This is a genomic window from Marinobacter sp. LA51 (assembly GCF_030297175.1).
Classification (GTDB): Bacteria; Pseudomonadota; Gammaproteobacteria; order Pseudomonadales; family Oleiphilaceae; genus Marinobacter; species Marinobacter apostichopi.
The window spans coordinates 2,092,676-2,117,356 of sequence record NZ_AP028070.1 but is presented as its reverse complement, the minus strand read 5'-3'; the positions used below and the strand labels follow the sequence as shown (position 1 = coordinate 2,117,356).

Sequence of the window (24,681 nt, the reverse complement as noted above, 5' to 3'; positions counted from 1 at the left end):
GGCCATGAATACTGACTACCGCAAACCGCTACCGGGCACCGACCTGGATTATTTCGATACCCGCCAGGCTGTTGAAGACATTCAGCCGGGCGCCTACGAAAAGCTTCCTTACACCTCGAGGATTCTGGCAGAGCAGCTGGTTCGCCGTTGCGATCCCGAGATGCTGACTGACTCCCTGAAACAGCTGATCGAGCGCAAGCGGGATCTGGATTTCCCGTGGTATCCCGCCCGCGTGGTGTGTCACGACATTCTTGGTCAGACCGCCCTGGTCGACCTGGCCGGTCTCCGGGACGCGATTGCGGAGAAGGGCGGCGATCCCGCCAAGGTTAACCCGGTCGTGCCAACGCAGTTGATCGTCGACCATTCACTGGCCGTTGAACACGCGGGCTTCGAGAAAGACGCATTTGAAAAGAACCGGGCGGTTGAAGACCGTCGCAACGACGACCGGTTCCATTTCATCGACTGGACCAAGACCGCGTTCGAAAACGTGGATGTGATTCCACCGGGCAACGGCATCATGCACCAGATCAACCTGGAGAAGATGTCTCCGGTGGTGCAATCACGCGGCGGCGTGGCGTTTCCAGATACCTGTGTAGGTACCGATAGCCACACGCCGATGGTCGATGCGCTGGGCGTTATTTCTGTAGGCGTCGGCGGTCTGGAAGCGGAGAGCGTTATGCTCGGCCGAGCATCCATGATGCGGCTTCCAGACATTGTGGGTGTTGCGTTGACGGGCAAGCTGCGCCCGGGCATTACCAGTACCGACATGGTACTGGCCTTGACTGAGTTCCTGCGTAAGGAGCGGGTAGTCGGTGCTTATCTTGAGTTCTTTGGCGAGGGCGCCGACAGCCTGACGGTTGGCGATCGCGCAACGATCTCGAACATGACGCCGGAGTATGGTGCTACCGCCGCCATGTTCTACATCGACGGCCAGACCATTGATTACCTGAAACTGACCGGGCGCGAAGATGATCAGGTTGCGCTGGTCGAGAACTACGCCAAGCACACAGGCCTGTGGGCCGACAGCCTGAAGTCCGCGGAATACGAGCGGATTCTGACCTTTGATCTTTCCACAGTTGAGCGGACCCTTGCCGGCCCGTCCAACCCCCATGCTCATCTGCCCACCTCCGAGCTGGCCAAGCGCGGCATTGCCGGCGAATGGGAGCAGGAAGAGGGCAGGATGCCGGATGGCGCGGTCATCATCGCCGCTATCACCAGCTGCACCAACACCTCGAACCCGAGGAACATGGTGGCCGCAGGCCTGATCGCCCGCAATGCCAACAAGCTGGGCCTTACCCGAAAGCCCTGGGTGAAGTCGTCACTGGCACCGGGCTCCAAAACGGTCAAGATGTATCTGGAAGAAGCAGAACTGCTACCTGAGCTGGAGAATCTTGGCTTTGGTGTTGTTGCCTTTGCCTGTACCACCTGCAATGGCATGAGTGGTGCGCTGGATCCGGAAATCCAGAAGGAAATCGTTGACCGCGATCTCTACTCAACGGCTGTTCTGTCCGGCAACCGTAACTTCGACGGCCGTATTCACCCATACGCCAAGCAGGCGTTCCTGGCATCACCACCGCTGGTTGTGGCGTACGCGATCGCAGGCACTATCCGCTTCGATATTGAAAAGGATGTCCTGGGTTACGATCAGGAAGGCAATGCGGTCACTCTGAAAGACATCTGGCCGAGCGATGAAGAAATCGACTCCATCGTTAAAACCAGTGTTAAGCCGGAACAGTTCCGTAGCACCTACATTCCGATGTTCGACATCACCCGTGATGCTAACGCTAAAACCAACCCGAACTACGAGTGGCGTCCGCAGAGCACGTACATCCGCCGCCCGCCTTATTGGGAAGGTGGATTGGCCGGGGAGAAGGAGCTCAAGGGAATGCGTCCGCTGGCGATCCTGCCGGACAACATCACCACCGACCACCTGTCGCCGTCCAACGCCATTATGATGAACAGTGCGGCGGGTGAATACCTGCACAAAATGGGCGTGCCGGAGGAAGACTTCAACTCCTACGCGACCCACCGTGGTGACCACCTAACGGCACAGCGCGCGACCTTCGCCAACCCGAAACTGTTCAATGAAATGGTTCGGGATGAAAATGGCAATGTGAAGCAAGGTTCGCTGGCGCGCGTTGAGCCCGAAGGCAAAGTGACACGCATGTGGGAAGCAATCGAAACTTACATGGAACGCAAACAGCCGCTGATCATCATTGCCGGCGCGGATTATGGTCAGGGCTCCTCCCGTGACTGGGCGGCCAAAGGCGTTGCCCTGGCGGGCGTTGAAGCCATTGTTGCGGAAGGGTTTGAGCGAATCCACCGCACCAACCTGGTGGGTATGGGCGTTATGCCGCTTCAGTTTGAGGACGGCACAACCCGTCAGACTCTGGCGCTTGATGGCACCGAGACATACGACGTGGAAGGTACTGCCGCGCCGAAAGCGGAAATGACGCTGGTTATTCATCGTAAGAACGGCAGCACCGAGCATGTTCCGGTGATCTGTCGCCTGGATACCGCTGAGGAGCTCTCCATCTATACCGCGGGCGGCGTTCTGCAGCGGTTTGCCCAGGACTTCCTGGAGGCGGAGGGCGCCGCATGAGCCATCCAGCGCAAGTAAGAGTCCCCGCCACGTACATGCGTGGCGGAACCAGCAAGGGCGTGTTCTTCCGACTTCAGGACCTGCCTGAGGCAGCCCAGGTCCCGGGTGAAGCCAGGGACAAGCTGCTGCTGCGGGTTATCGGCAGCCCGGATCCGTATCAGAAGCAGACCGACGGTATGGGTGGCGCAACCTCAAGCACCAGTAAAACGGTGATCCTGGCCGAGCCGACCCAGCCGGACCACGATGTCGACTACTTGTTCGGGCAGGTGTCCATCGACAAGCCGTTTGTAGACTGGAGTGGCAACTGCGGTAACTTGACTGCTGCCGTCGGAGCCTTTGCCATCAACGGCGGCTTCGTGTCCCAGGACCGGATCCCCGAGAATGGCTTTTGCACGGTTCGTATCTGGCAGGCGAACATCCGGAAAACCATTGTTGCCCAGGTTCCGATCACCAATGGTGAAGTGCAGGAAACCGGTGATTTTGAGCTGGATGGGGTCACCTTTCCCGCAGCCGAGGTACAGGTTGAATTCATGGACCCGGCCGATGGCGACGGGGCCATGTTCCCTACGGGCAACGTGGCCGATGATCTGGAGGTTCCGGGTGTCGGAATCCTGCGCGCCACCATGATCAATGCCGGCATCCCCACCATCTTCATCAATGCCGAAGACATTGGGTACACCGGTACCGAATTGCAGGACGCCATTAATGGTGACCCCAAGGCTCTGGCCATATTCGAGACTATTCGGGCTCACGGTGCGGTCAGGATGGGCCTCATTGGTCATGTGGACGAGGCAGCCAGCCGACAGCACACCCCGAAAGTGGCGTTTGTAGCCGCTCCGGTGGACTACGTGTCTTCCAGTGGCAAGCAGATCAAGGCTGGAGATATTGATGTCCTGGTCCGTGCGTTGTCCATGGGTAAACTGCACCACGCCATGATGGGAACCGCTGCTGTAGCGATTGCAACGGCTGCAGCCGTGCGGGGCACATTGGTGAACCTGGCCGCGGGCGGCGGTGATCGTACTGACGTGACCTTTGGTCACCCCTCGGGCACCTTGCGGGTGGGGGCAGAGGCCAGCCAGGTGGATGGTCAATGGACGGCAAATAAAGCAATCATGAGCCGCAGTGCCCGAATCCTGATGGAGGGTTGGGTGAGAGTGCCAGGTGGGTCGTTCTGACAAATGGTGTTGTTTGGGTGGTGGTTGTTATGGCGACCGCCACTCAAACAGTTCGGAGCTCGGCCTTAATCTATTTCTTGAGAGCTTTTCTTGAGATAAATCCCATCACACAGAGCACGATCAAGGCTAAAGAAGAGGGCTCTGTCACTTTTAAGACCCCTGATCCCAACACTCCCGATAGCAGAGATTTGGTGGATCGCGTTCTAGACCATAAGTCACCGGCCAGTTCGGTGTTGTTAAAAAATCCGCGGAGGTCGGCATCGTACTTTCTCTGGTCGATTGAACGGCGCGCTGACCTGTAATTACTCCAGACTGGTTTGATTCTGCCGTCCCCAAGCACCACGCCGTCCTTAATGTCCATTGCTCTATTCCAATCGGCTTGACCCGCCAACAGCACAACCTTTGCGTCTGCACTCACATCATTCAATCCGATGGGGGCGGCAGCTGAATACCCACTGAAAAATACTGAACTCCAAAACAAAAGGGCAAGAACATGGGCTTTCATGATGGTTTTCATCCCCAGTAAGGCTATACGAGGCCTGAAATCAAGCCACCGTCGCCTTTGAAAAATCACGCAAGCGGAATACCAGAAAGGGCTTAACTAAACCAAAACATGCATGTTCAGGTTGCCTGAGAAAAACGGGTAATACCGACTGTAAAAAAAGGTGACATCTGCGAACGCAAGGTGCGCGCCAGGGAATTCATGGTGCAGGTCGCCAGATTTCGCTTCAGTGAGCTAGGCTTTTTTAAGCGAATGATTACGACGAAAACTGAGGATCCTGATTATGGCCAAAAATACGAACCAGAATCTGCGTCCGGACTACGATGAGGTTCTGAAGAACATCGCCGACTACGTGCTCACTTTCCAAGTAAAAAATGACGAAGCCTGGCGAACAGCACGTTATTGCCTGATGGATACGCTCGGCTGTGGCTTGCTTGCATTACGCTTCCCGGAATGTACGAAGCACCTGGGCCCCATTGTTGAGGGTACTGTCGTACCTCATGGAGCCAGAGTGCCGGGGACCTCTTTCCGCCTGGATCCAGTCAAGGCGGCCTGGGACATTGGCTGTACCATTCGCTGGCTGGACTACAACGACACTTGGCTGGCCGCGGAATGGGGGCATCCCTCGGACAATCTCGGTGGGATACTTGCGGTGGCTGATTATCTGTCCCAACGGAGAGTCGCCTCGGGCCAGGCGCCATTAACGGTTCGCACAGTACTTGAGGCAATGATCATGGCGCACGAAATTCAGGGTGTACTGGCCCTGGAGAACTCTTTCAATCGTGTTGGTCTGGATCACGTGGTACTGGTTAAAGTTGCGTCAACTGCAGTAACTGCGAAGCTGATGGGCGCCAACCGAGAGCAGATACTCTCCGCGCTTTCTCACGCTTGGGTTGATGGGCAGGCCTTGCGCACCTATCGCCATGCGCCCAACGCGGGATCCCGAAAGTCCTGGGCGGCGGGTGACGCTACCTCTCGAGCAGTCCGCTTGGCTGATATTGCGATGCGGGGAGAGATGGGGATCCCTGGTGCGCTAACGGCGCCACAATGGGGATTTTACGATGTCTCTTTCAGTGCCACGAACAAGGACCTGAAACTCAAGCCTCAGAATGAAAGGGAGTTTTCACTATCCCAGGCCTTCGGCTCCTATGTGATGGAAAACGTACTGTTTAAAGTGTCGTTTCCAGCAGAATTCCATGCCCAAACAGCGGCTGAGGCGGCGATCACCTTGCATTCCGAAGTTCGCGACCGGATTTCAGATATAGATAAAGTCGTGATCACCACGCACGAGTCGGCAATCCGAATCATTTCAAAGCAGGGAGCTTTGGCTAATCCGGCAGATCGTGATCATTGTCTGCAGTATATGACGGCGATTCCCCTGATTTTTGGGTCACTGACGGCCGAGCATTATGAAGACGGGTTCCACGCTGAGCATCCAATCATTGATGAGCTTCGTGAAAAAATGGAGGTTGTCGAAGATCCCCGATACACGGCGGAGTATCTTGAGGCGGATAAACGGTCGATCGCTAATGCCGTACAGGTATTCTTTAACGACGGCACCAGCACCGAGCAAGTGGTTGTTGAGTATCCAATTGGTCATCGACGGCGTCGCGAAGAGAGCATACCTCTGCTGGAAAAGAAATTCTGGACCAACCTTGCGACTCGTTTTCCAAGCCAGAGGTGCCAAAGAATCGTCGACCTTTTCGCTGATCAGAAGAGTCTTGAGGAGACGCCAGTTCAGGTGTTGATGGATCAATTGATGATTTGAGCATTGTCTCGGTTCGGGGAACTGCCGTTGTGCTGCGGCGGTTCTCAAAAATTGTCTATTTTGTTGAAGTTACAAATAATTACAGTAGACTCAATCTATACCGGAGTAACCGCTGCAAAGGATGCACGGCAACAGGCTCGGATGAACAACACAAGGAGTTGGCGTGGCTCACGTCAGATTGTTCAGGCATTACATACACCTTCCCTTTGTCATACTTGGCCTGATTGATTTATTGGTGCTGGTCTTTAGCTTTTTGCTGGCCACCTTTTTTCGCTACTTCGGCGACCTCAACTATTTCCTCGACCATCTTGTCTTTCTGATTCCCTCGGCCGTTGTTTTTGCGCTGGTCAATCTTCTGGTCATGATTGCCATCGGTGTTCATCAGGCCCGGTTGGAAGAGGGGATGTCTGGCATGATGCTCAGGACCATTCTGGCCCTGATCGTCGGTGTCCCGGTCGCTGCGTTCACCTACCTGCTCGCCCAAGAATGGTTGTGGTACCTGAGCTCCAGCGGCGTTCTTACCTCGGCATCAGTGTTCGGCTTTTTCCTGTTAGGAATAGTTCGTTCCGTATTCTTCGCTGTTGCGGGTAAAGACGCGTTTAAACGCAAGGTACTGGTGCTCGGTTCCGGATCTCGCGCGAATCGGCTACTTGAGGATTTGAAAACACCCTTTAACCGGAAAGGTTTCACCCTTATTGGTTTTGTGCCCCTTCCGGGCGAGCAGCGCAAAGTTCCTGAGGAGTACCTGATTCATCCGCCTTTAACGCTTCAGCAATACATCCAAAGACACCCTGTCCGGGAAATCGTGGTTGCCGTCGACGATCGCCGGAAAGGTCTGCCAATGGAAGACCTTCTGGAGTGCAAAATGGAAGGTGTAAAAATTGTTGACGGTGCGACTTTCTATGAACGGGAATCCCGGAAAGTGGCCCTGGAGATGATTTCACACGGTTGGCTTGTGTTCTCTGACGGTTTCACAGTCTCTTCGGTATTCGGAATTGGTAAACGATCTCTGGACGTCCTGGCAGCAATGACGCTGCTCATTCTGGGCCTACCGTTCATGTTACTTACCGCAATTGCCATCAAGCTTGAGGATGGTCTGAAATCTCCCGTGCTCTACAGTCAGGAACGGGTGGGGCTAAATGGTCAGGTGTTCAGGGTGCACAAGTTTCGATCTATGGTCACCGATGCGGAAAAGAACGGTGCGGTGTGGGCGAAACAGAACGATAGCCGCGTTACCCGAGTGGGCGAATTCATCCGCAAGGTCCGAATTGATGAATTGCCCCAGATTTTCAACGTACTCAATGGCTCCATGGCCTTTGTTGGCCCACGCCCTGAAAGACCGGTATTTGTTAAGCAACTGTCAGAAAAAATTCCGTTCTACAGTGAAAGACATAGAGTAAAACCAGGCGTTACTGGCTGGGCCCAGCTCTGTTTCGCCTATGCTGATAATGAAGAAGACACGCGCGAGAAACTGCGCTATGACCTTTACTACATTAAGAATCAGAGCCTGTTACTGGATTTGTTGATTATAATTCAAACAGTCGAAGTGGTATTGTTCAAAAAAGGATCAAGGTAGTTTCGGGGTTGTGCTGTTCCCGGAACATGGAATGAAGCAAGGACTTGTAGAGAGGATTCACAATGTCACGGATGTACACCCTGCCAGGGCCCGCCCTGTTGTTGATTGTTACCCTGATTTCCGGCTGTGCCGGGCCTTCCGCCTCCTCGAGGGACAAAATCCAGCAGGCACTCAGTGTCAGCACGACCAACAGCGTCGACGAATATTTGCTCGGCGTGACCGATGTCGTTCGAGTCTCTGTCTGGCGCAATGAGGATTTGAGTATCGAGGTCCCTGTCCGTCCAGACGGGAAGATTTCAGTTCCACTGGTTGGCGATGTTCAGGCCAGTGGCCGAACTCCCCAGGCCCTGGCAGACGATATTGAAAGTACTCTTGGCCAGTACATACGCCAACCACAGGTGAGCATCGTGGTCACCTCCATGGGCAGCCATGAGTTTACCGACCGGGTGAGAGTCACGGGTGCGGTTGTACAGCCGGTTTCCGTTCCACACCGTGCGGGCATGACAGTACTTGATGTGGTGCTGGGGGCAGGGGGGGCCACTCCATTTGCCGCCCTGAACAACGCCATGCTCTACCGGACGATCAATGGCGAGATCATCGCTATTCCAGTTCGCCTGGAAGATATCCTGAACAATGGAGATGTTAAAACCAATTACGCGATTCGCCCCGGAGACATTCTCAGTGTTCCAGAGCGGAATTTTTAAGCAGCAGGTGTAAAGACGGAACTTTATTAACCTTTTTGTGAGTTAAGCGCCATGGCAGTGCCTTTGTCCCGGTTACCGAATGAGATCTTGCAGGAAGTCAGGGCCAGAAAATGGCTGGCTCTGCTTTTGTTTGTGTTGGTGAGCTTTGGTGTTCTCGCCGCTGGCTTCCTTTGGCCTTATAAGTATCGATCGGAAACCGTGATCTTTATCGATGACCAGAACATTATTCGGCCCTTGATGGAGGGCAGTGCAGTTGCTACCGAGATTAATGACACGGCGTCTGCGGCCAAGGAGTTGTTGTGGAGCCGGAGCGTAATTGAAAAGGTTGCTACGGATGAGGATATTTTTGGCAATGACGCAGCCGATGTGGGCCGTGAAAAGCTAGAAGCGCGAGTTGCGAACTTAAAGCTCAACCTTTCGGTTGTTCCCAGAGGCGATAGTTACTTTGCTATTGGCTTTCAATCGAATTCCCCGATGAAAGCGTTTCAGATAGCCCAACGGATGGGACAGTTGTTTATTGAGGAAACCAATAAGCGTAAGCGGTCTGAAAGCAGAAATGCTTATGAATTCATCAACAATCAAGTTCGGAGCTACGAAAAACAACTCGCTTCTGCCGAAGCACGACTTCAGGAGTTTCTGTCTGAAAACGTCGATGGCACCGAAGGTGATGCCAATGCCCGGATGGATAACCTGAGGAGTCAGCTCGAGCTCGCGCAGCTACAAAGATCTGAACTCCAAGCAAGGCGAAGATCCCTGGAGTTTGAGCTTACCCGGGTAAACCCGACCATTCAGCAAGGCCGAAGTCCGGATGTGTATCAGGCTCGGATCAGCGCGATGGAAGAGCAGCTCGACAACCTGCGATTGAAATACCACGACACTTATCCGGACATTGTGATCTTGCGCGAACAACTGCAGGAACTTCGCCGCCAGAGAACACGAGAGCTGGCTAATCAGGAGCTGAATCCCGGTCCCACCGGTGGCGAGTCGGTTTCAAATCCTGTCTTTCAGGATATCCAAACAGAATTGACGGCCGCTCGGGCAAACCTTCAAACCATCAACTCCCGTATCAATAGTTTTCAAAAACTCCTTGCCGACCAGGCAATCCGGATGGAACGTATTCAGGAAAACAAAGCACAGTACTTAGAGCTTACCCGCGACATGGAGGTCAACAAGGAAATTTATGATGATTTGCTGAAGAGGCGTGAGCGGGCCCGTGTATCCATGCATCTGGATGTCGAAGGACAAGGTCTGAACTACCGTATTAATGAAAAGGCACAGTTCCCGTTAACTGCATCAGGGCCAGGGTTTCCTGTTTTTGCTGCTTTAGGTCTTTTCCTGGGGATGGCGGCACCTTTTGGCTTAGCGGCAGGACTCTTGCAGATTGACCCAAGAGTGAGGGCCAGAGAACAGCTTGAGGAAACCATCGAGCTGCCTGTTCTCGCGCATTTACCGAAGGTCAGAACGCCATACGAGCAACGTCGTGATCGCAGGGTGTCTATAGTTGTAGGTGTGTTTGCCCTAATAGCCACTGCGGCCTATTTGGGTGTCGCCGTTGCTGTTCTATTGGGGATGATCGGATGAATAAACGCAAAGACAGCACCGATCCTCTTAAAACTGCGGAGGACGATCAATCTGTGGTCGGAGATGAAGGCTTCAGTGAGCGAGAAAAGGAGCAAGAGCAAGGCTATTGGTCGAAGAGCAAAGATGAATCCAATGGCCAGGGAGTAGCGAAATCCGAGTGGGATGACTCGCGTATGCTGGTGCCCAGCTCTCTAGAGCTGGGGGCGGGAACCGTCGACAAATACGTGATTAGTAAACAGATTGTACGCATGAAAGAGCCTAGACGGCTGACCCCCGACGACATGGATGAGCGACGAATTATTTACCCGGAATCCAGTAACAGGGCTTTAGTGAATAGATTCCGGGATCTGCGAACGAAACTTCTAGAAGCGTCCGGTAGTAATAACTTTACGATAGTGGTCAGCTCAACAAATAGAGGTGCGGGTGCATCTTTCGTTTCGCTCAATCTTGCAGCTGCCTTCGCATTTGATCAGTCCAAGACAGCTGTCGTCATTGACTGTAATTTGCGGGATCCATCTTTGCATTCAACACTGGATATCCTGCCAGAAACCGGATTGACGGATTTTCTTGATGACCCTGACTTCGATATTGCCAGGATATTGTATCCAACCGGAATTCCACGCTTACGCCTGATTCCAGCAGGAAGCAGACGCGAAACGCCGAGCGAGTTTTTCACGTCGTTCAGAATGAAACAGTTTCTCCAAGCAGTGAGACGTCGTTATCCCGATCGATTTATCGTACTTGATACGGCACCAATTACGGATTCGCCAGACGCTCGGATCCTCTCAGAGTTGTGTGACTATGCCATGTTGGTGGTGCCCCATGGTCGTGTAACGCCGAATCAGGTTGAGCAGGCTGCCATCGCTTTCAATCCGCAAAAATTTGTCGGGACAGTGATCAATGGCTAAACGACGACTGCCTGAAAGGATGCAATTGGTTGTTTTGATTTCATGTGGATTGATGTCACTGGTTCCGGGATTTCTCAATGCCGCCCCTGCGGTGGTTTCCCTGGGATTTGATTCTCGGTACACCGACAACGTCCGAAGAGCTAGAGTGGGTGAGGAATCCGATCTTGAATCCAGGCTTTCACTCGGTATTCAGCACACGTCTGACCCTGGAACCTGTAACTCAGATTTACTAACGAGAGTGGCATATAGCCACTGGCTCGACGAAAGCTATGATCCGGAAACAACTGTTGATCTGGACTTCCAAGGTGATTGCCGGATCAGCAACAACTTAGTTTGGCAGGGGTCCAACTATCTTCGAGATGTAGTTCAGGATAATCGGGTAAGCGGAACTCCTGACAACCGCACTCAAAAAAATGTTTTCAGCACTGGTCCCGTTCTCACGTTGAGAATGGGTGCCGTCGATGAGTTGGTGTTATCGGCGGCATATGAGGACACGGAGTTTCGTGAGCCAGAGCAGAAAGATGGGGAGCGCATTACAGGCTCAATAGGCTGGAATCATTTCTTCAGTCCCACTTTTACTGCAGGGCTCAATGCTACTGCGGATCAATCTGAGTTGGATACGGAAGAGGAAATTGACCGGGTGACAGTTGGATTGCCATTCACCAAGAGTTGGGCTGCTACCGTTCTTAGCGGCTCAATCGGTTATGGGGTTATAGAAACCTCATTAATCAACAGACCAACTCAGGAATACGAGACGTTTGTGGCGAACTTGCTTGGAGTTCGCGAGGTAAACCACACAACCGAGCTGGAAATCGAAGCAAGCCGGGCGCTGACAGATCAAACCTCAAGTTTTGATAGTCGCTTTGATAATTTCGTTTTTGACTTGGAGCAAACTAGCGCTGTTGAGGTGACAGCGTTACGGCTGGGGATCAGCAACGATTTTGGTGGTGCTGCTGCGCTTGATGTCAGTTTCTTCGGCAACCGCTCAGATTATCTGGATACGAACGTTCAGGAGAATGTTCTGGGTGTAGAAGTCGCTTATCGTCGCCCCATTACAGGCCAACTGAGTGGAACATTGGGTACAAGGTACGAGTATCAAACCTACTCTCAAGATGATAGTGATGATGAACTTTACCAGTTCAATGCAGGTATTGAGTTCCGACTGAATCGGCAGCTGGACTTAGTCAGCAGAGTTGGTTATGAGCAACGTACAAGCGAAATTGTCTCTCGTGAATTTGAGGAGACGTGGATTCTAGTTGGTCTTCAGTACCAATTCCGATAATAGTGAACTCAGGGTATTTGCCATACAGGGAAGCGTTCGATGCAGACGGCAATACAAAATGCACTGACGATTGATGTTGAAGACTATTTCCAGGTTGCGGCATTGGCTGAAGCCGTCGGCCGCGACAATTGGCACTCAATGGAGTATCGGGTGGAGGCAAATACCGATCGGTTGCTGGAACTGTTTGACCGACACCAGATTAAAGCAACCTTCTTTACATTGGGTTGGGTCGCCGAAAAATCTCCCTCTTTGGTCCGACGGATTCGAACGGCGGGCCATGAAATTGCCAGTCATGGATACAGCCATCAACTCATTTACAATCAGACTCCTGAGGTTTTTCGGGAGGAGACTCACCGCTCAAAGAATATTTTAGAGAATATCATTGGTGAGCCAATTTATGGCTATCGTGCTGCGAGTTATTCCATTACTTCCAAATCACGCTGGGCGTTGGACGTGCTCTGTGAAGAGGGGTTCACTTGGGACTCGTCAATTTTCCCCGTTCACCATGACCGCTACGGAATGCCCGGGACGCCGTTCGCGCCGTATCAGCTTCAGGCTCCCAATGGCGGCATATTAACGGAATTTCCGCTGTCCACATGCCCCCTGGGAAGCTACCGGCTTCCTATTGCCGGGGGTGGCTACTTTCGACTTTTCCCCTATTGGCTTAGCCGCTGGGGTCTGGGCCGAATCAACAAGTCCGGTCAGCCTTTCATTTTTTACCTCCATCCATGGGAGATCGACACGGGCCAGCCTCGTCTTAAGGTCAAGGCATTATCACGCTTTCGACACTACAACAATATAGATAAGTGCATGAAGAGATTAGAAACCCTTCTTGGCGACTTCAGGTTCGCTCCGGTGTCGAGTGTTCTTTCAGAAGTAACTATTCCTTCAACGGCTGTGGTTGTCTGAAGAGCTATTAAGGACGGCGCGATGGAAATGGAAATTTCTGCTACAGAGGTACACGATTCCAAAACACGGCTCGCGTTATTGAAAAACGAAAAGGGCCGTCTGGGGCGTCTGGTGGCCGAGGCGCGAAAATCTGAATCAGTTTCCGACGAGCTAATGGCGTCAATGAAGGCTGTGTCTGCCGAAATCAAGGCGCTCCAAAAAACTGCTAAAGAGCAGCATCCTGGGTCACCATTATCCCGGAAGTGGGCCCCGAAACACTTGCTTTCACCCGTGGCCATCGCAAGTGAACGCGTTGAGGGAAGCGTTGTTATAAAGAACTGTCTCGGCTCCCTCCAAACTGAGGCCGACGCCTATGTTGCCGGGCATCCTGCTGGCTCCTTATGGCACAGACCCATTATCTCTACGTTTGTCGAAACTACCTTCAAACACCCGACCCGTTACCTTGGCGCGATCACTGAGAGTGGCGAATTCGTAGGCATCCTCCCTTTAGTGCAACTCAACAGTCGATTATTCGGTAACTTCATGGTGTCGATGCCGTACTTCAACTACGGCGGAATATTGGCTGAAAACGCAAAAATTGCTGGTGAATTGATTAAAGCGGCCGATTCGTGGCGGCAGCAGGAGGCAGGAAAACATATCGAATTGAGGTCTACTCAGGGTACCAGCTTGGGTCTGCCACGGAGGGCTAATAAGGTCACCTTCTGGTTGCCGCTTCCTAGCAATGTTGATGACCTCTGGGGCAGTTTTAAACCCAAGCTCAGGTCGCAAATCCGACGAGGAGAACGGGCGGTGACGGAGTTCTGCGTGGGCGGGAGAGAGCTTCTCAAAGATTTCTACAAAGTTTTCTCCACCAATATGCGAGATCTCGGCACTCCAGTTTACGGCCGGGACTTCTTCGAAAATTTGCTCCAGAGTTTGCCAGGACAGGCGTGGATCGTAATCGTTCGAATCGATGGACGCGCCGTTGGTGGGGCATTTCTAACCGGCTACCGAGGCCGAATGGAAATACCCTGGGCGTCGACTCTCAGACGTTACGGCCATACCAGCATTAACATGAGCATGTATTGGAGGATACTGGAATTCGCTATTCAACAGGGATTCAAAGTATTCGATTTCGGTCGCTGTACCGAGCAGGCTGGAACCTATCGATTCAAACGGCAGTGGGGCGCCCAGGAAATTACCCTGAATTGGGAGTATGTTCTGGCGGAAGGGGAAAGTTTACCGGCCCTGAACCCTGACAACCCCAAATTCCGATTGTTAATTGCCGCTTGGCGCAGGTTGCCGGTTTGGCTGGCCAACCTATTAGGGCCAAGAATTGTCAGGATGCTGCCATAGTGACTACAACTGCGAATCAAACCGATGTAGAAAAGACCATTTTACACCTGATCGACACGACCGGTCCTGGTGGAGCGGAAACGGTTTTTGCCACATTATTGAAAGAGTTCGCCCAAACCAACTCGAAGAATATTGTGGTGCTTCGTGGTGAAGGCTGGGTGGCCGATAAAGTTCGGTTGATCGGTATTGAACCGCACATTATTGACTCAAAGGGTAGTTTTAATCTGACCTATATCAGGGCCTTGCGAAAACTGGTGACGGATGAACAGGTTGATCTTATTCATGCCCACCTGTTGGGGTCTAATGTCTATGGGGCCTTGTTGGCGCTAATATGCAGGAAGCCGATGATCGCAACCTTTCATGGTGCTGTTGACGTAGCTGCAAGGGAGCGATTTCTTAAAGCCAAATTTCTCATCATTGGACTAGGCGCGTCCAAGATCGTTTGCGTGTCAAAACGTCTGGAGAGCGAACTTGCTGCCCGAAGCAGCTTGCCTTCCCGGAAGCTAAAATTGATCTATAACGGGGTTGATCCGACGCCTATAAGTATCGGAACCAAAACTGATCTCAGGCAGGAGCTGGGCTTACCGTCCTGTTCCACACTTGTGATCTCTATTGGAAACATTCGACCTGCAAAAGGGTACGAGTATTTGATCGATGCTGCAATTGGCATTTCGGAGACAGATCCTGATATTCATTTTCTGGTAATTGGCCATCAACGTGAGACTCTGTTTAAGCAACTTAAAGAACGCACTTCAAAAGCTGCCAGCCCCCCTCACATCCATTGGCTGGGCTTTCGAGAGGACGTCGCCGCTATTCTCCGGCAGGCGGACATCTTTCTGTTGCCGTCGGTGTCAGAGGGGTTCTCAATAGCCACGGTTGAGGCAATGATGGCGGGAGTCCCGGTTATTGCAACGAAAAGCGGAGGCCCTGAAGAAATCATTGTGGATGGGGAAACCGGTTTTCTAATTCCAACACGTGACGCTTCTGCCATTGTTGAGGCCATTCGCACGCTTAAGGCGTCAGCATTGCGAACGCGGCTCACTGAGCGAGCCAATATTGTTGCTGTCGAGAAATTTGGCCTGGCAAACATGCTTGCAGAATACCGGGGACTTTACCGACAACTCACGAGCTAGAGCGGGATGTTAAAAAACTCGGCTTTGAAAATTGCCAACATCATGGGTGAGTCCGGAATTTTTCGGCGTCTCTTTCCGCAGAGAGTTCCGGTTTTCATGCTCCATCGTGTTTACGATGAACAAGAACTCTCTTCTTCGGGTGCCATTTCGGCAAGGAATTTAAGATCGTATTTATCCTATTTGGCGAGGCGTGGCTTTAGGGTTCTGACGATGGACGAACTCTGGTTGATGCTGAGCCAAGAACGGGCAATACCTTCGAAGTCTGTGATGTTCACAATAGATGATGGTTTCTTTGATCATTTTGACGTCGCCGCCAAAGTATTTGAAGAGTTCGGATTTCCGCTCAACTTCTTCGTCATTACCGGGTTCCTAGACCAAGAGCTTTGGCCTTGGGACGATCAAATAGTCTATGCCTTGCATCACGCTAATGTTGATCGGGCAGAGATAACCTTGCCCTCAGGTTCAATGTACACGATAAAGTTGGCTCATCAGGACGTTGGCGTAGCTGTGCAAGCGTTACGCTCTAGGCTTAAGAGTGAGCAGCAGACTGATCTTTATACATGGTTAAGAGTCGCGCTTTTTCCCAGTCTCGCGGTAGCATTCCCCAGCCGTATTCCGCGTGAGTTCAGACCGATGTCCTGGGATGATGCCCGGGCTCTGAATAGGGCGGGGCACGGTGTTTATCCCCATACGTTTAGCCATAGAATTCTTTCCACATTGCTTCTTCAAGAGAAACAGTCGGAGATTCGTCGGTCCTTGGCTCGTGTTAGGGATGAGCTTGGGTTCCAGCCAGAAGTCTTTGCCTATCCCACCGGTAGGCAAACTGACTATGATCATGTGGATATTGAGAATCTTGAGGCAGCTGGCTTCAAAATGGCCTTCAATACTGTGCCTGGATATGTTGATGTGTTCCAGAATCGCCACGAACTGCCGAGATTCTCTCTGCCAAGCAGGTTTGAGGATTTTCGCCAGATCGTCAATCGGTTTGAAGCCTTTAAAATGAACCTGCGCGATTAGCTAAACTTCGCCCCTCAGCTTTTTTAGGACGCGGCTACAAATGTTTTTGACGGAGGTGCAGGAGTATCTGAAGGCCGGATAGGGGTCTTTCCAATAGAAAAGCGCTCCAATGCGATGTCGTAATAAAAGCCTGAAATAAAGGGTTGTTATAGACGTAAAGCTCTCCCGGTTTTCAAGCCGTGCTATGAGGTCACCGAAAAAATTCCAGTAAATACGATCATTTAACTGTGGTTCGAATGATACTGATTCGTTGTAGGCAATTCGCGAGCAAGCAAGGATGTTATTGACTCCGCATTGGGTGTCGAACCAATTGCACATTCCCAAACGTGGGTTGGTTTCTATGTAATGATAGGTATTCGACCCGGAGTCTAGCTTGAACTCAATCATTGCCGGACCGCAGTAGTTGAGTGCTACTCCTATTTTGGCGCAAGTTGAACGTAGCTCCTCGTTTTCGCAGCTAATGGCCAATGATGTAACGCCGTAGTGAGAGGGCATGGTTCCAAGCCGGTTAAAAATGAAGCAGGCGCTAAGCTTCATATTTCGGTCAAAGGTGACATTGCAGACCCAAAGGTTACTGTCATCGCCAGGGATTACTTGCTGGCCAATAAAGCGTTCCACCTGCCCATCAAACTTCTTGCAAAAGGCATCCAATTCAGCCCGCGAGTGAACCAGCACATTTTTCGAGCCTAATAGACGGTAATCCCTGAACGTGCGGGGTTTAATGATTACTGGATAGGAATCTGGAATGTCTTTAGCAAGTTGGTAATAAGTTTTTGGCAGTCGAATACCGCCCTTTTTCATGATCTGACACTCCAGCTTCTTATCGTTCAGTATTCGTGTGGTATTTGAGGAGGGTACGATGAGGTGGTGCCTTGATAAGCCATCGCGTTTGAGCCCTCCGAGGAGTTCCGCAGCACCGTCAGAGCAGGCTAGTAGAACTCCTGGGCCGCCTTCTTTGATATATATTCGGTCAAGTATGGGGGTAATATCCTGAAGCGTTGGTTTGGGAGGCAACAGGATGCTGCACTCACTAAAACGACTGTAATTGCATAATTCGGAGGGTTTGTTTATCAGTGTGTAAGCCTTTAAACCCGCAGCCGCTGAAGAGCGTAATGCTCCCAAACCATTGAGTCCGGTAGCAAATATGATGACATACGGGTGACTCATATGACTCGTTAACTCCGAAGTGCATGGAGGTACTGTTTAAGCTCGAACCAGAAGGGCCCCAGATCACCCCAACGATTCACTTCGTGGCGAGTTCGCAAGCCAGGCAGGCAGAATCGCAATATTTCCCGCAGCTTTGCACTCACGGAATAAACCGAGGAGGGTGATTTCAAAATGATGAAGAGCCGGTCCAGATCTCCGAGAATCCACCTTACCCTTGCGTATTTCCATTCTAACTCTGGCAATGGCTGATCCGTGCAAACCAAAAAGAGCCACCAAGGAAAATCAACACCCGAATCTATTGCTAACTGTAAAGAGCCCCAGAATCTTGGGTTTACCTCCATTAAGTACCCGGTACCGTCCTCGGCAACCCGGAACTCAACCATCGCAACTCCGTGCCATTTCGCACTGAGGAGCAATCGCTCTGCTGATTCCTTGAGCTGCTGATTGAGTGGTGCGGATTCGCTAAGCACGCTTACGCCGCCGGTTGGGGGTTTCTCACGAAGCCGCCTATGAGAAAAATAGCAGACGGGAGAGCCATGCTTAAAAAGGGCGAAAACACCCTGTCCGGTTCCCTTTACAAAGGATTGAATTGTAAACGGATAATTAAAAAAGCTGTGGGCTTGCAACAATTCTCGCGCTTCCGTTGGCGAGTAGGCAATCAACACCCGCGTAGACAGGACTGCGTCTCCAAGCAATACCTTTGATTTAAATGGCTTTAAGACTATCGGGTAGGTCTTAATGCCGGAGAGCGATGCTAAACCTTCATTGGCATTCTGGCAGAATACGGTTTCCGGAATTGGGACACGGTGCGCTGATGCGATTTCGAATAACCTGTTCTTGTTTGCAAGTTGCTCGATCGAGTCAATTGCGGGAAAGGGCAGGGTTACTTGGTCCGGAAGCTCGTTGCGATACTGGAGGATTATGTAGGTCGTGGTTTCAGTGATGGGCAACAGAAATGTAATGCCAAGATCTTGGATTACGTTCAGAATCGTTTCGAAAAACAGGCGCGGTGAGCTGCAAGGATCTGGATAAACCACAGACTCTTTGGCGAACCGGGATTGCCCAGCCAACGACGTGGTAGTGGTCTCTGCGGCAGTGACCCAAAGCCCTTTAGAGCCAAGAGACCGAACCGCTGCGAGAGAGGCTCTTTGATTGCCGTCAAGCACCAGAATTCTGGGTTCCATGGTTAGCAACGTCCTTTGTTCGTTCCGATGTCTGAAAGCAGGTCTATATTATTATGGTACATGCTGACATATACCATCTGGAAACCGAGCTTCAAATTTGGGCCAAGGGTCTCATAGTGGGAGTGAGGATCGATGGGGGCTAATGTAACGGCTTTCCGCTGTTTAAATTAGATGTGAGATGATATTGAAAGCCACTGAAACTTTGGCGCTACCGCACCAATAAAAGGAGCTTAACTGGTGAATGGGTTGGTTTACGAGCGTTTTGGGTCGAGATACGGGTTATTGCGCTTTATCGGATACTGGGTTCTGTCCCAGATTGGGGTCTATCGCCGTTTTCCTGCTTCCCGCCCCAAAAGCAATCAACGAGTGGTCTTTGTTTGTAGTGGAAATATTTGCCGGAGCCCTCTAGCCGAAGTATACGCTCAGAGCCTCGGTCGAGATGCTAGGTCGTGTGGCCTGGACTGCACCGATGGCCACCCAGCCGACCCCAGAGCACGAAAATTCGCCCGGAGTCATGGTTTGGACCTCGAAAACCACATGACGGTGAACGTCCGAAATTTCGAATTTCAGAATGACGACCTGATCGTTTTAATGGAGCCCTCCCATATAGCTGCTTTCGAGAATAAAATCGGCCGGGGATATCCATTGGCGTTGGCGGGTAGTTATTGTGAGCGCCCTGTTCCTTATATTCACGATCCGTTTAACTGTAACAGTAAGTTCTTCGCAAACTGTGAAAATAAGGTCATGGAAGCGGTTAGGAGAATATGTGATTAAGAAGCGCAGGGAAGTTGATATACAGAGTTTTTATCGACTTCATATAGGCGAAATGTGGCGTTACTTTAAAGCTGAAAGCCTGGCTTTTTGGGCTATCTGTGCTTATTTTTTTCTGGAGTACGTTCGGCCCCAGTCCATTTACCCAGTCCTCGACGTCCTTCCCTGGACACAACTAGCCGTACTCGGAGCGTTTTTCGGATGTTTTCTGGACAAAAGCGTTAAATGGGTACCTTCTTCACTTAATTTCTGGATGATATTGTTTTTTACCGCGCTTTTATTGTCCAGCGCATTTGCTTACTGGCCATCCTCTTCATTTGAAAGATTGGAAAACTTTTATACTTGGCTCATTATATATTTTCTTATAATAAATATTGTTAACACTGAAAAGCGTTTCTTTATTTTTCTATGCATATTTTTTCTTGCGACATTCAAGCTATCCTTGTCCTTGTCAATTACCTGGGCTAAACGAGGTTTTGCATTTACCGACTGGGGCTTAAGCGGTCCACCGGGTTTTTTTCAGAATTCGGGCGAGCTTGCAATTCAGATGCTGGTCTTTTGGCCATTGGCCTGGGCGTTTGCTCTTTATCTCAAGCCACATGTAACTCGGGTAAAATATTTTATTCTCTTGATGATGCCATTCACGGCGATGATGGTTGTTCTGGGAGCGAGCTCAAGGGGGGCGCAGTTGGCACTTTTGGTTCAACTGCTTGTCTTAAATGCTAGATCTATCTTTAAGCCAAGGGTGCTAATTTCGTGTGCGCTGGTTGTGGCAGCCTTGTGGATGATTTTGCCGCAAGAGCAGAAAGATCGGTTTCAAGTTGCCGGTGATGATAGAACTTCTATTCAGAGGCTTCTTTATTGGGAGCATGGGATAGACATGATGAATGAACACCCGGCTTTAGGCGTGGGCTATTTTAATTACATTCCGTACTACGAGAAGGTCTATCATCAGGATATGCTCTATGACTTCGCCGAACTACCCCATAATATTTTTATACAGGTTGGGGCTGATCTTGGGTACCCGGCCCTCTTCATGTATTTATTTATGATTATCTATGCCTTATCAAAAACCAGATCTATCCGAAATAGTTTAAATGAACAAGTAGGGCGAAGTTTTTTCACATTTATATTTTCTTACCTGAATTTATCATTAATTGGATTCGTGATGGCTGGCCAATTCGTATCGGTCGTTTATTATCCGTTTCTATGGATTCACTTCGCCCTGTTTGTTTGTTGTTACCACATAGTGTCGTCGCAGGTCTTACAAAAGTCACGAAGATTTAAACGGCCGCGCAGCGAGGGCAAAGGTTTGAAAGACAGGGAGCTGAGAAGGGTCTGAGTTCTTGTAGTGACTAAAGCTGCTGAATTTTTAATAGAATCGAAACCTTTGAATTTTTCTCTTGTTTAAGAATTTCATTTTTTAGCTGGGCGGCTTCCATTTTCATAGTGGCTAGATTATTCCTCATCACCTTAATAGCGTCAGCAATTTCCATTGATGAATTTTTGCTGAATACTGTACCCTTTGAAAAATAGCTTCGCTGCACGGGAGTATCGGAGAGAATGACGGGCTTTTCCGCCGAAATGCTTTCGTACGCCCCACAGACCATGCAGTCTGATCTTTTCGTCATGTCGATACAGAAGTCCGCCGAAAAGAGATGACGATGGAATTCCGCCTCGTCAACATAACCAAGTAGATTAACGTTGGCAGGCAGTTTATTCGGAATCAAATGAGGTGTTTTTCTAAAATTTCCGGAGAAATAGAAAACGATTTCATCCTCAAACTTTTTTGCTGCTTCTAGAATCTCTAAAAGGGGTTCATCGTCGCTCCAAGAGGTAATGCAGAGGGCTTTGAGGGTGCTTGTCCGGTCCTCAACCGCAGTTCCCTTATCTTCAGTGAAGAGGGGTAACGGGTCAGGCAAGACGATTGGGTTGCCGCCTAACGAACTGGCGTAACTGGCCAATTCAGCGTTGGTGACAATCACTGCATTGGCTTTCCGGATGATAAACCTATTCAGTTTACGCACTAGGGGGTTAGAGCGCTCCGGCCCATGTATACCGGCGTTGTGGGCGTCAATGATCACTTTGCAACGAAGCAACGGGCCTATGCTGACGGCTAACAGCGCAAGAACCACGGAGGGATTTTGGGCAAAAAAGTAGCGAGGTCGCTGCCTGTTAATTATCGCAACGGTTTTCGAGATGCTTTTCAGGTAACGGGCTATTCGATAAGAGCCATCATCAATTATCTCAAACAGTGGTACATCAAAATAGGAACTGGCAGAGCGGTTCCTGGTTTGCTTTTCCCAGGTTATCCAGACAGCATCATCCCTGATCTTGCCGGTCATAAAAGTCCCTTTACTTGGATACTATTCCACGTTTAGCTGAGGTGCCGCTGGACGACTGCTAGAGTCTGATTGGCCTCCGCTGGCTTCACCCCCAACCATGGGATTGCCGTTGGCATCCCGGTTTGAGGGAGTATCTGATGTTACTACGATGTCATCAACGTACATGTGCTGGGTTTTGGGAGCAGCGCCATTCCAATAGGTGAAAATGTGCGCTCTGTCGGATGTGTCAGAAGAACTATTGAGAGTTTTTGCACCGGTGATTTCCCTCAGCAAATTTCCGTTCTTCCAGACTCGGACTATGGCGGTGCCGCCCTGATCTACAGGGACATTGTCGAGTTTAATATACATCTCGTATGTTTCCCACTTACCTCTCTGGACCTCATCTGAGGGTGCACCGAACTCGAACCATTGCTGTTGCCCTTCATAGATAAACTTGTGAGGAACTGTCGATGCTTCTGGGTTCATGTACCAATCGTTGTAGCCTGAATTTCCCCCGCCACTGGTCTGGGCGTGAACCCTGAGAAATTTCAGGTGACCACCCCCTCCAGTTGAGTCGTAATTAAAACCCGATGGAAAGTAAGTGTTAACACTAAACCAGACTTCATCCCCTTTCCGGAGAAGTGAGGGGTAATTGATGATGCCGCCCCACTCACCAAAGGCCGTGGCCCCACCGGTAACGGTTAATTTGGCGGCTTTGCTTCCACTGAGTACCTGTTCGTTGGTGAAATAGGAGCCACCTGCGGCGTCATCGAAATCCTGGCCACTACCACTCTGAGCTTTGGATCCAATGGCTCCGTTTTCGAAAGTTAAAGCCCTTGTCCACGCGTACGTAGGCAGTGATAGAGCTACCAAAAGAGTTAAAGCAGTCGACCGAATCAAAATATTGGAGTGCTTCATGTGAACTCTCTCCATGTAAGCGGACTTAGAAGGGCGCGTCTGACACGGAGACAGAAACGCTTTCGAACAATGGCTAAATTATAGCCGATTGTGGTTTGGGCAGAGTAATAAATTTGATCGAATCCAAAACCAAATTTAATACTTTTCTAGTTTTTAATGATTGTTAAAGCGTCAGGCTGTAAGAGCTGAATAAGCACTAATTTTATATAACTAAATGAGTTTCGGCGTCCGGCTAAGGGGCAGACCTTATGAAATAATGTTTTTTACAGTGCCGTTTAATAACCAAAAAATTAACAGAATTTAAAGCGTAGTTGAGGGAAGGTGATCGGCGAATCTGGAAGACTGAGGCCTAATCAGATTCGCCAGGTCCAGGTAGAAGCCGGGGGTATCCTCTACCAGATTACGAGTGCCTCTTGAGCAACGCTAAAAAGTGACTTTTTGAGCCAGCAAGCTCCGGTTTCTCGAATAGCGACAGAATGACTAGAGCTGTGCATGGGATGACAATTAACAACTTGCTCGAGATTGTTGAGATCGATATCTCTTGGGAAATCAGAAAATTATCAAGAAGAGCTGCCAGGGAAAGGATAAGCGTGGCTACGATGAGTGGCTTCTGGTTGATCTTTAGAGGGTATAGTTTATTTGCTGAGTAAAGAGCATATGAATACTGAATGATTGAACCCGCAGCAAGCGCGATAGAGGCACCGACGAAGCCGTAGAAAGGAATTAGGGCAAGATAGAACATCGTAATCATGGTCGCGGCCACGATGTTGTTTTTTGTTAGCTCAAAGGTCCTGTTGCAGTACATGAAACTAAAGTTGTTAAAGATCGTCAGGCTTTGAAAAATTCCGGAGAGCACGAGAAAGGGGACTGCATCAACGGCGGGGTGAAATGGTGAAGCCGACATTAGCTGAATTATTGTGGTAGCGAAGGCATTGACCCAGATTCCGGAGATGAGTAGTAGTGCTGCAATCATCCGAAATGCCAACGAGTACGCTGGATAGGGGTTTTCGGTTTTTGCAATAGCGAATCGCTCTGTTTGCCAGTACTGCGAAAATGGACTCCATACGAGCACTCCAACGATCGCACCGAACTTGGCCGCCAACTCGAATAGCCCTACGTCATCCAATGAAGAGAAAATGCGGATAAAATACCGATTGGATGATCCAATATAGAGGCCTATCAAACCCGAAATCCATAAGGGCCAACTGAACTTAAGTATATTTATAGCAATATTTATATTTATCCTGAATCCGGTATTGTAAAAAGTATATGTTGTTAGAACTATTGATATTATTATAGATGATAAAAGGCTGCTTATGGCAAGTCCCATAAGCCCCCAGTCCAGAATGACAATGGTTATTATATTTAAGCTGAGCTGGAGGGTTAATTTTGCCATGCTGAAATTAAAGAATGTCCACGGTCTTTTTATTATTCTTATATAGGTTAGGCTGTATTGTTCTAATGCGTGAGTTAGTATTAAAAATGAAAATATTACTATATATATTTTGTATTTTTCGTCGCCGAAGACAATGCCTGATATGGGCGTGGCGAAGCTTGCCATCACAATGCATGCTATGCCACTGAAAAATGTTGTGACAAAGAAAGCGGTTGTGACAACAGAATTTTTTGTTTCTTTTTTATCTTCTCCGTGAAAAAATTTTGGTACAGCCTGAAACATATGGCCTCCCAAAATGATTTCGAAAAGACTGACAAGAAAAATCAGGAGACCAATGACGCCATAGTCTGCAGGGCTTAAATAGCTGGTGTAGATCGGCAGCATCAAGAAACCGACGAGTTGCCGTGAAATGTTCCCCGCTGCATAAAT

General features: G+C 50.2%; 20 protein-coding genes. 14 read left to right on the top strand and 6 right to left on the bottom strand.

Annotated features, from left to right (window positions below; translation table 11 throughout):
• Window positions 1–4: 4 nt before the first annotated feature.
• Complete coding sequence (acnD, locus tag QUE89_RS09700) at window positions 5–2,602, top strand: Fe/S-dependent 2-methylisocitrate dehydratase AcnD (RefSeq protein WP_286219907.1); 2,598 nt, start codon at window positions 5–7, stop codon at window positions 2,600–2,602.
• Window positions 2,599–3,777: a 2-methylaconitate cis-trans isomerase PrpF gene (gene prpF, locus QUE89_RS09695; protein WP_286219906.1), complete on the top strand. Its 1,179-nt coding sequence runs from the start codon at window positions 2,599–2,601 to the stop codon at window positions 3,775–3,777. The genes acnD and prpF overlap by 4 nt, the downstream gene beginning before the upstream one ends.
• Window positions 3,778–3,847: 70 nt before the next feature.
• Here the strand turns inward: prpF and QUE89_RS09690 are convergent, their stop codons facing one another.
• The gene (locus QUE89_RS09690) at window positions 3,848–4,282 is read right to left on the bottom strand and encodes a hypothetical protein (RefSeq protein ID WP_286219905.1); all 435 of its coding nucleotides are present in this window, start codon (window positions 4,280–4,282) and stop codon (window positions 3,848–3,850) included.
• Window positions 4,283–4,562: 280 nt separating this feature from the next.
• Between QUE89_RS09690 and prpD the strand changes: the two genes are divergently transcribed.
• The 10 genes from prpD to QUE89_RS09640 all read left to right on the top strand — a co-directional run bounded on the left by prpD (window position 4,563) and on the right by QUE89_RS09640 (window position 16,492).
• Window positions 4,563–6,047: a 2-methylcitrate dehydratase gene (gene prpD, locus QUE89_RS09685; RefSeq protein WP_286219904.1), complete on the top strand. Its 1,485-nt coding sequence runs from the start codon at window positions 4,563–4,565 to the stop codon at window positions 6,045–6,047.
• Window positions 6,048–6,210: 163 nt separating this feature from the next.
• Window positions 6,211–7,623 carry a TIGR03013 family XrtA/PEP-CTERM system glycosyltransferase gene (locus QUE89_RS09680; RefSeq protein ID WP_286219903.1) on the top strand — a complete coding sequence of 471 codons (1,413 nt, stop codon included), beginning with the start codon at window positions 6,211–6,213 and terminating at the stop codon, window positions 7,621–7,623.
• Between the two features lie 62 nt (window positions 7,624–7,685).
• A complete protein-coding gene (locus QUE89_RS09675; RefSeq protein WP_286219902.1) occupies window positions 7,686–8,327 on the top strand; it encodes an XrtA/PEP-CTERM system exopolysaccharide export protein in 642 nt (213 codons plus the stop codon).
• 51 nt (window positions 8,328–8,378) lie between these two features.
• Complete coding sequence (locus QUE89_RS09670; protein WP_286219901.1) at window positions 8,379–9,908, top strand: XrtA system polysaccharide chain length determinant; 1,530 nt, start codon at window positions 8,379–8,381, stop codon at window positions 9,906–9,908.
• Window positions 9,905–10,816, top strand: a complete 912-nt coding sequence (locus QUE89_RS09665) for a P-loop NTPase family protein (protein WP_286219900.1) — start codon at window positions 9,905–9,907, stop codon at window positions 10,814–10,816. Before QUE89_RS09670 ends, QUE89_RS09665 begins: the two co-directional genes overlap by 4 nt.
• A complete protein-coding gene (locus QUE89_RS09660; protein WP_286219899.1) occupies window positions 10,809–12,098 on the top strand; it encodes an outer membrane beta-barrel protein in 1,290 nt (429 codons plus the stop codon). The genes QUE89_RS09665 and QUE89_RS09660 overlap by 8 nt, the downstream gene beginning before the upstream one ends.
• 39 nt (window positions 12,099–12,137) lie before the next feature.
• Window positions 12,138–13,007 (top strand): XrtA system polysaccharide deacetylase, encoded by an 870-nt coding sequence (locus tag QUE89_RS09655; protein ID WP_286219898.1) that lies wholly within the window; start codon window positions 12,138–12,140, stop codon window positions 13,005–13,007.
• A gap of 21 nt (window positions 13,008–13,028) precedes the next feature.
• Window positions 13,029–14,342, top strand: coding sequence for a FemAB family XrtA/PEP-CTERM system-associated protein (locus QUE89_RS09650; protein ID WP_286219897.1), 1,314 nt, complete (start codon window positions 13,029–13,031; stop codon window positions 14,340–14,342).
• Window positions 14,342–15,475, top strand: a complete 1,134-nt coding sequence (locus tag QUE89_RS09645; protein ID WP_286219896.1) for a glycosyltransferase family 4 protein — start codon at window positions 14,342–14,344, stop codon at window positions 15,473–15,475. The genes QUE89_RS09650 and QUE89_RS09645 overlap by 1 nt, the downstream gene beginning before the upstream one ends.
• A gap of 6 nt (window positions 15,476–15,481) precedes the next feature.
• Window positions 15,482–16,492 (top strand): polysaccharide deacetylase family protein, encoded by a 1,011-nt coding sequence (locus QUE89_RS09640; protein ID WP_286219895.1) that lies wholly within the window; start codon window positions 15,482–15,484, stop codon window positions 16,490–16,492.
• Here QUE89_RS09640 and QUE89_RS09635 read toward each other — a convergent pair whose 3' ends face one another.
• Window positions 16,493–17,659, bottom strand: a complete 1,167-nt coding sequence (locus tag QUE89_RS09635; protein WP_286219894.1) for an ATP-binding protein — start codon at window positions 17,657–17,659, stop codon at window positions 16,493–16,495.
• A gap of 8 nt (window positions 17,660–17,667) precedes the next feature.
• Window positions 17,668–18,843, bottom strand: a complete 1,176-nt coding sequence (locus tag QUE89_RS09630) for a carboxylate--amine ligase (protein ID WP_286219893.1) — start codon at window positions 18,841–18,843, stop codon at window positions 17,668–17,670.
• 237 nt (window positions 18,844–19,080) lie between these two features.
• Here QUE89_RS09630 and QUE89_RS17360 point away from each other — a divergent pair, with 237 nt between their 5' ends.
• Together QUE89_RS17360 and QUE89_RS09625 are read left to right on the top strand one after the other, a co-directional pair.
• The gene (locus tag QUE89_RS17360) at window positions 19,081–19,617 is read left to right on the top strand and encodes an arsenate-mycothiol transferase ArsC (protein WP_353506779.1); all 537 of its coding nucleotides are present in this window, start codon (window positions 19,081–19,083) and stop codon (window positions 19,615–19,617) included.
• Window positions 19,610–20,956: an O-antigen ligase family protein gene (locus QUE89_RS09625; RefSeq protein ID WP_286219892.1), complete on the top strand. Its 1,347-nt coding sequence runs from the start codon at window positions 19,610–19,612 to the stop codon at window positions 20,954–20,956. The genes QUE89_RS17360 and QUE89_RS09625 overlap by 8 nt, the downstream gene beginning before the upstream one ends.
• A gap of 13 nt (window positions 20,957–20,969) precedes the next feature.
• Here the strand turns inward: QUE89_RS09625 and QUE89_RS09620 are convergent, their stop codons facing one another.
• From QUE89_RS09620 to QUE89_RS09610, 3 genes are all read right to left on the bottom strand, one after another.
• Window positions 20,970–21,959, bottom strand: a complete 990-nt coding sequence (locus QUE89_RS09620; RefSeq protein ID WP_286219891.1) for a glycosyltransferase family protein — start codon at window positions 21,957–21,959, stop codon at window positions 20,970–20,972.
• A gap of 21 nt (window positions 21,960–21,980) precedes the next feature.
• Complete coding sequence (locus tag QUE89_RS09615; protein WP_286219890.1) at window positions 21,981–22,856, bottom strand: polysaccharide lyase family protein; 876 nt, start codon at window positions 22,854–22,856, stop codon at window positions 21,981–21,983.
• A gap of 400 nt (window positions 22,857–23,256) precedes the next feature.
• Window positions 23,257–24,636: a lipopolysaccharide biosynthesis protein gene (locus tag QUE89_RS09610; protein ID WP_286219889.1), complete on the bottom strand. Its 1,380-nt coding sequence runs from the start codon at window positions 24,634–24,636 to the stop codon at window positions 23,257–23,259.
• Window positions 24,637–24,681 lie beyond the last annotated feature (45 nt).

Excerpts from the sequence above, each read along its gene's own strand:
- QUE89_RS09670 (WP_286219901.1), top strand. The coding sequence starts at position 8,379 with ATGGCAGTGCCTTTGTCCCGGTTACCGAATGAGATCTTGCAGGAAGTC.
- QUE89_RS09615 (WP_286219890.1), bottom strand. The coding sequence starts at position 22,856 with ATGAAGCACTCCAATATTTTGATTCGGTCGACTGCTTTAACTCTTTTG.
- QUE89_RS09665 (WP_286219900.1), top strand. The coding sequence starts at position 9,905 with ATGAATAAACGCAAAGACAGCACCGATCCTCTTAAAACTGCGGAGGAC.
- acnD (WP_286219907.1), top strand. The coding sequence starts at position 5 with ATGAATACTGACTACCGCAAACCGCTACCGGGCACCGACCTGGATTAT.
- QUE89_RS09610 (WP_286219889.1), bottom strand. The coding sequence starts at position 24,636 with ATGCTGCCGATCTACACCAGCTATTTAAGCCCTGCAGACTATGGCGTC.
- QUE89_RS09640 (WP_286219895.1), top strand. The coding sequence starts at position 15,482 with ATGTTAAAAAACTCGGCTTTGAAAATTGCCAACATCATGGGTGAGTCC.
- QUE89_RS09655 (WP_286219898.1), top strand. The coding sequence starts at position 12,138 with ATGCAGACGGCAATACAAAATGCACTGACGATTGATGTTGAAGACTAT.
- QUE89_RS09660 (WP_286219899.1), top strand. The coding sequence starts at position 10,809 with ATGGCTAAACGACGACTGCCTGAAAGGATGCAATTGGTTGTTTTGATT.
- QUE89_RS09675 (WP_286219902.1), top strand. The coding sequence starts at position 7,686 with ATGTCACGGATGTACACCCTGCCAGGGCCCGCCCTGTTGTTGATTGTT.
- prpD (WP_286219904.1), top strand. The coding sequence starts at position 4,563 with ATGGCCAAAAATACGAACCAGAATCTGCGTCCGGACTACGATGAGGTT.
- QUE89_RS09690 (WP_286219905.1), bottom strand. The coding sequence starts at position 4,282 with ATGAAAGCCCATGTTCTTGCCCTTTTGTTTTGGAGTTCAGTATTTTTC.
- QUE89_RS09650 (WP_286219897.1), top strand. The coding sequence starts at position 13,029 with ATGGAAATGGAAATTTCTGCTACAGAGGTACACGATTCCAAAACACGG.
- prpF (WP_286219906.1), top strand. The coding sequence starts at position 2,599 with ATGAGCCATCCAGCGCAAGTAAGAGTCCCCGCCACGTACATGCGTGGC.
- QUE89_RS09630 (WP_286219893.1), bottom strand. The coding sequence starts at position 18,843 with ATGGAACCCAGAATTCTGGTGCTTGACGGCAATCAAAGAGCCTCTCTC.
- QUE89_RS09620 (WP_286219891.1), bottom strand. The coding sequence starts at position 21,959 with ATGACCGGCAAGATCAGGGATGATGCTGTCTGGATAACCTGGGAAAAG.
- QUE89_RS09635 (WP_286219894.1), bottom strand. The coding sequence starts at position 17,659 with ATGAGTCACCCGTATGTCATCATATTTGCTACCGGACTCAATGGTTTG.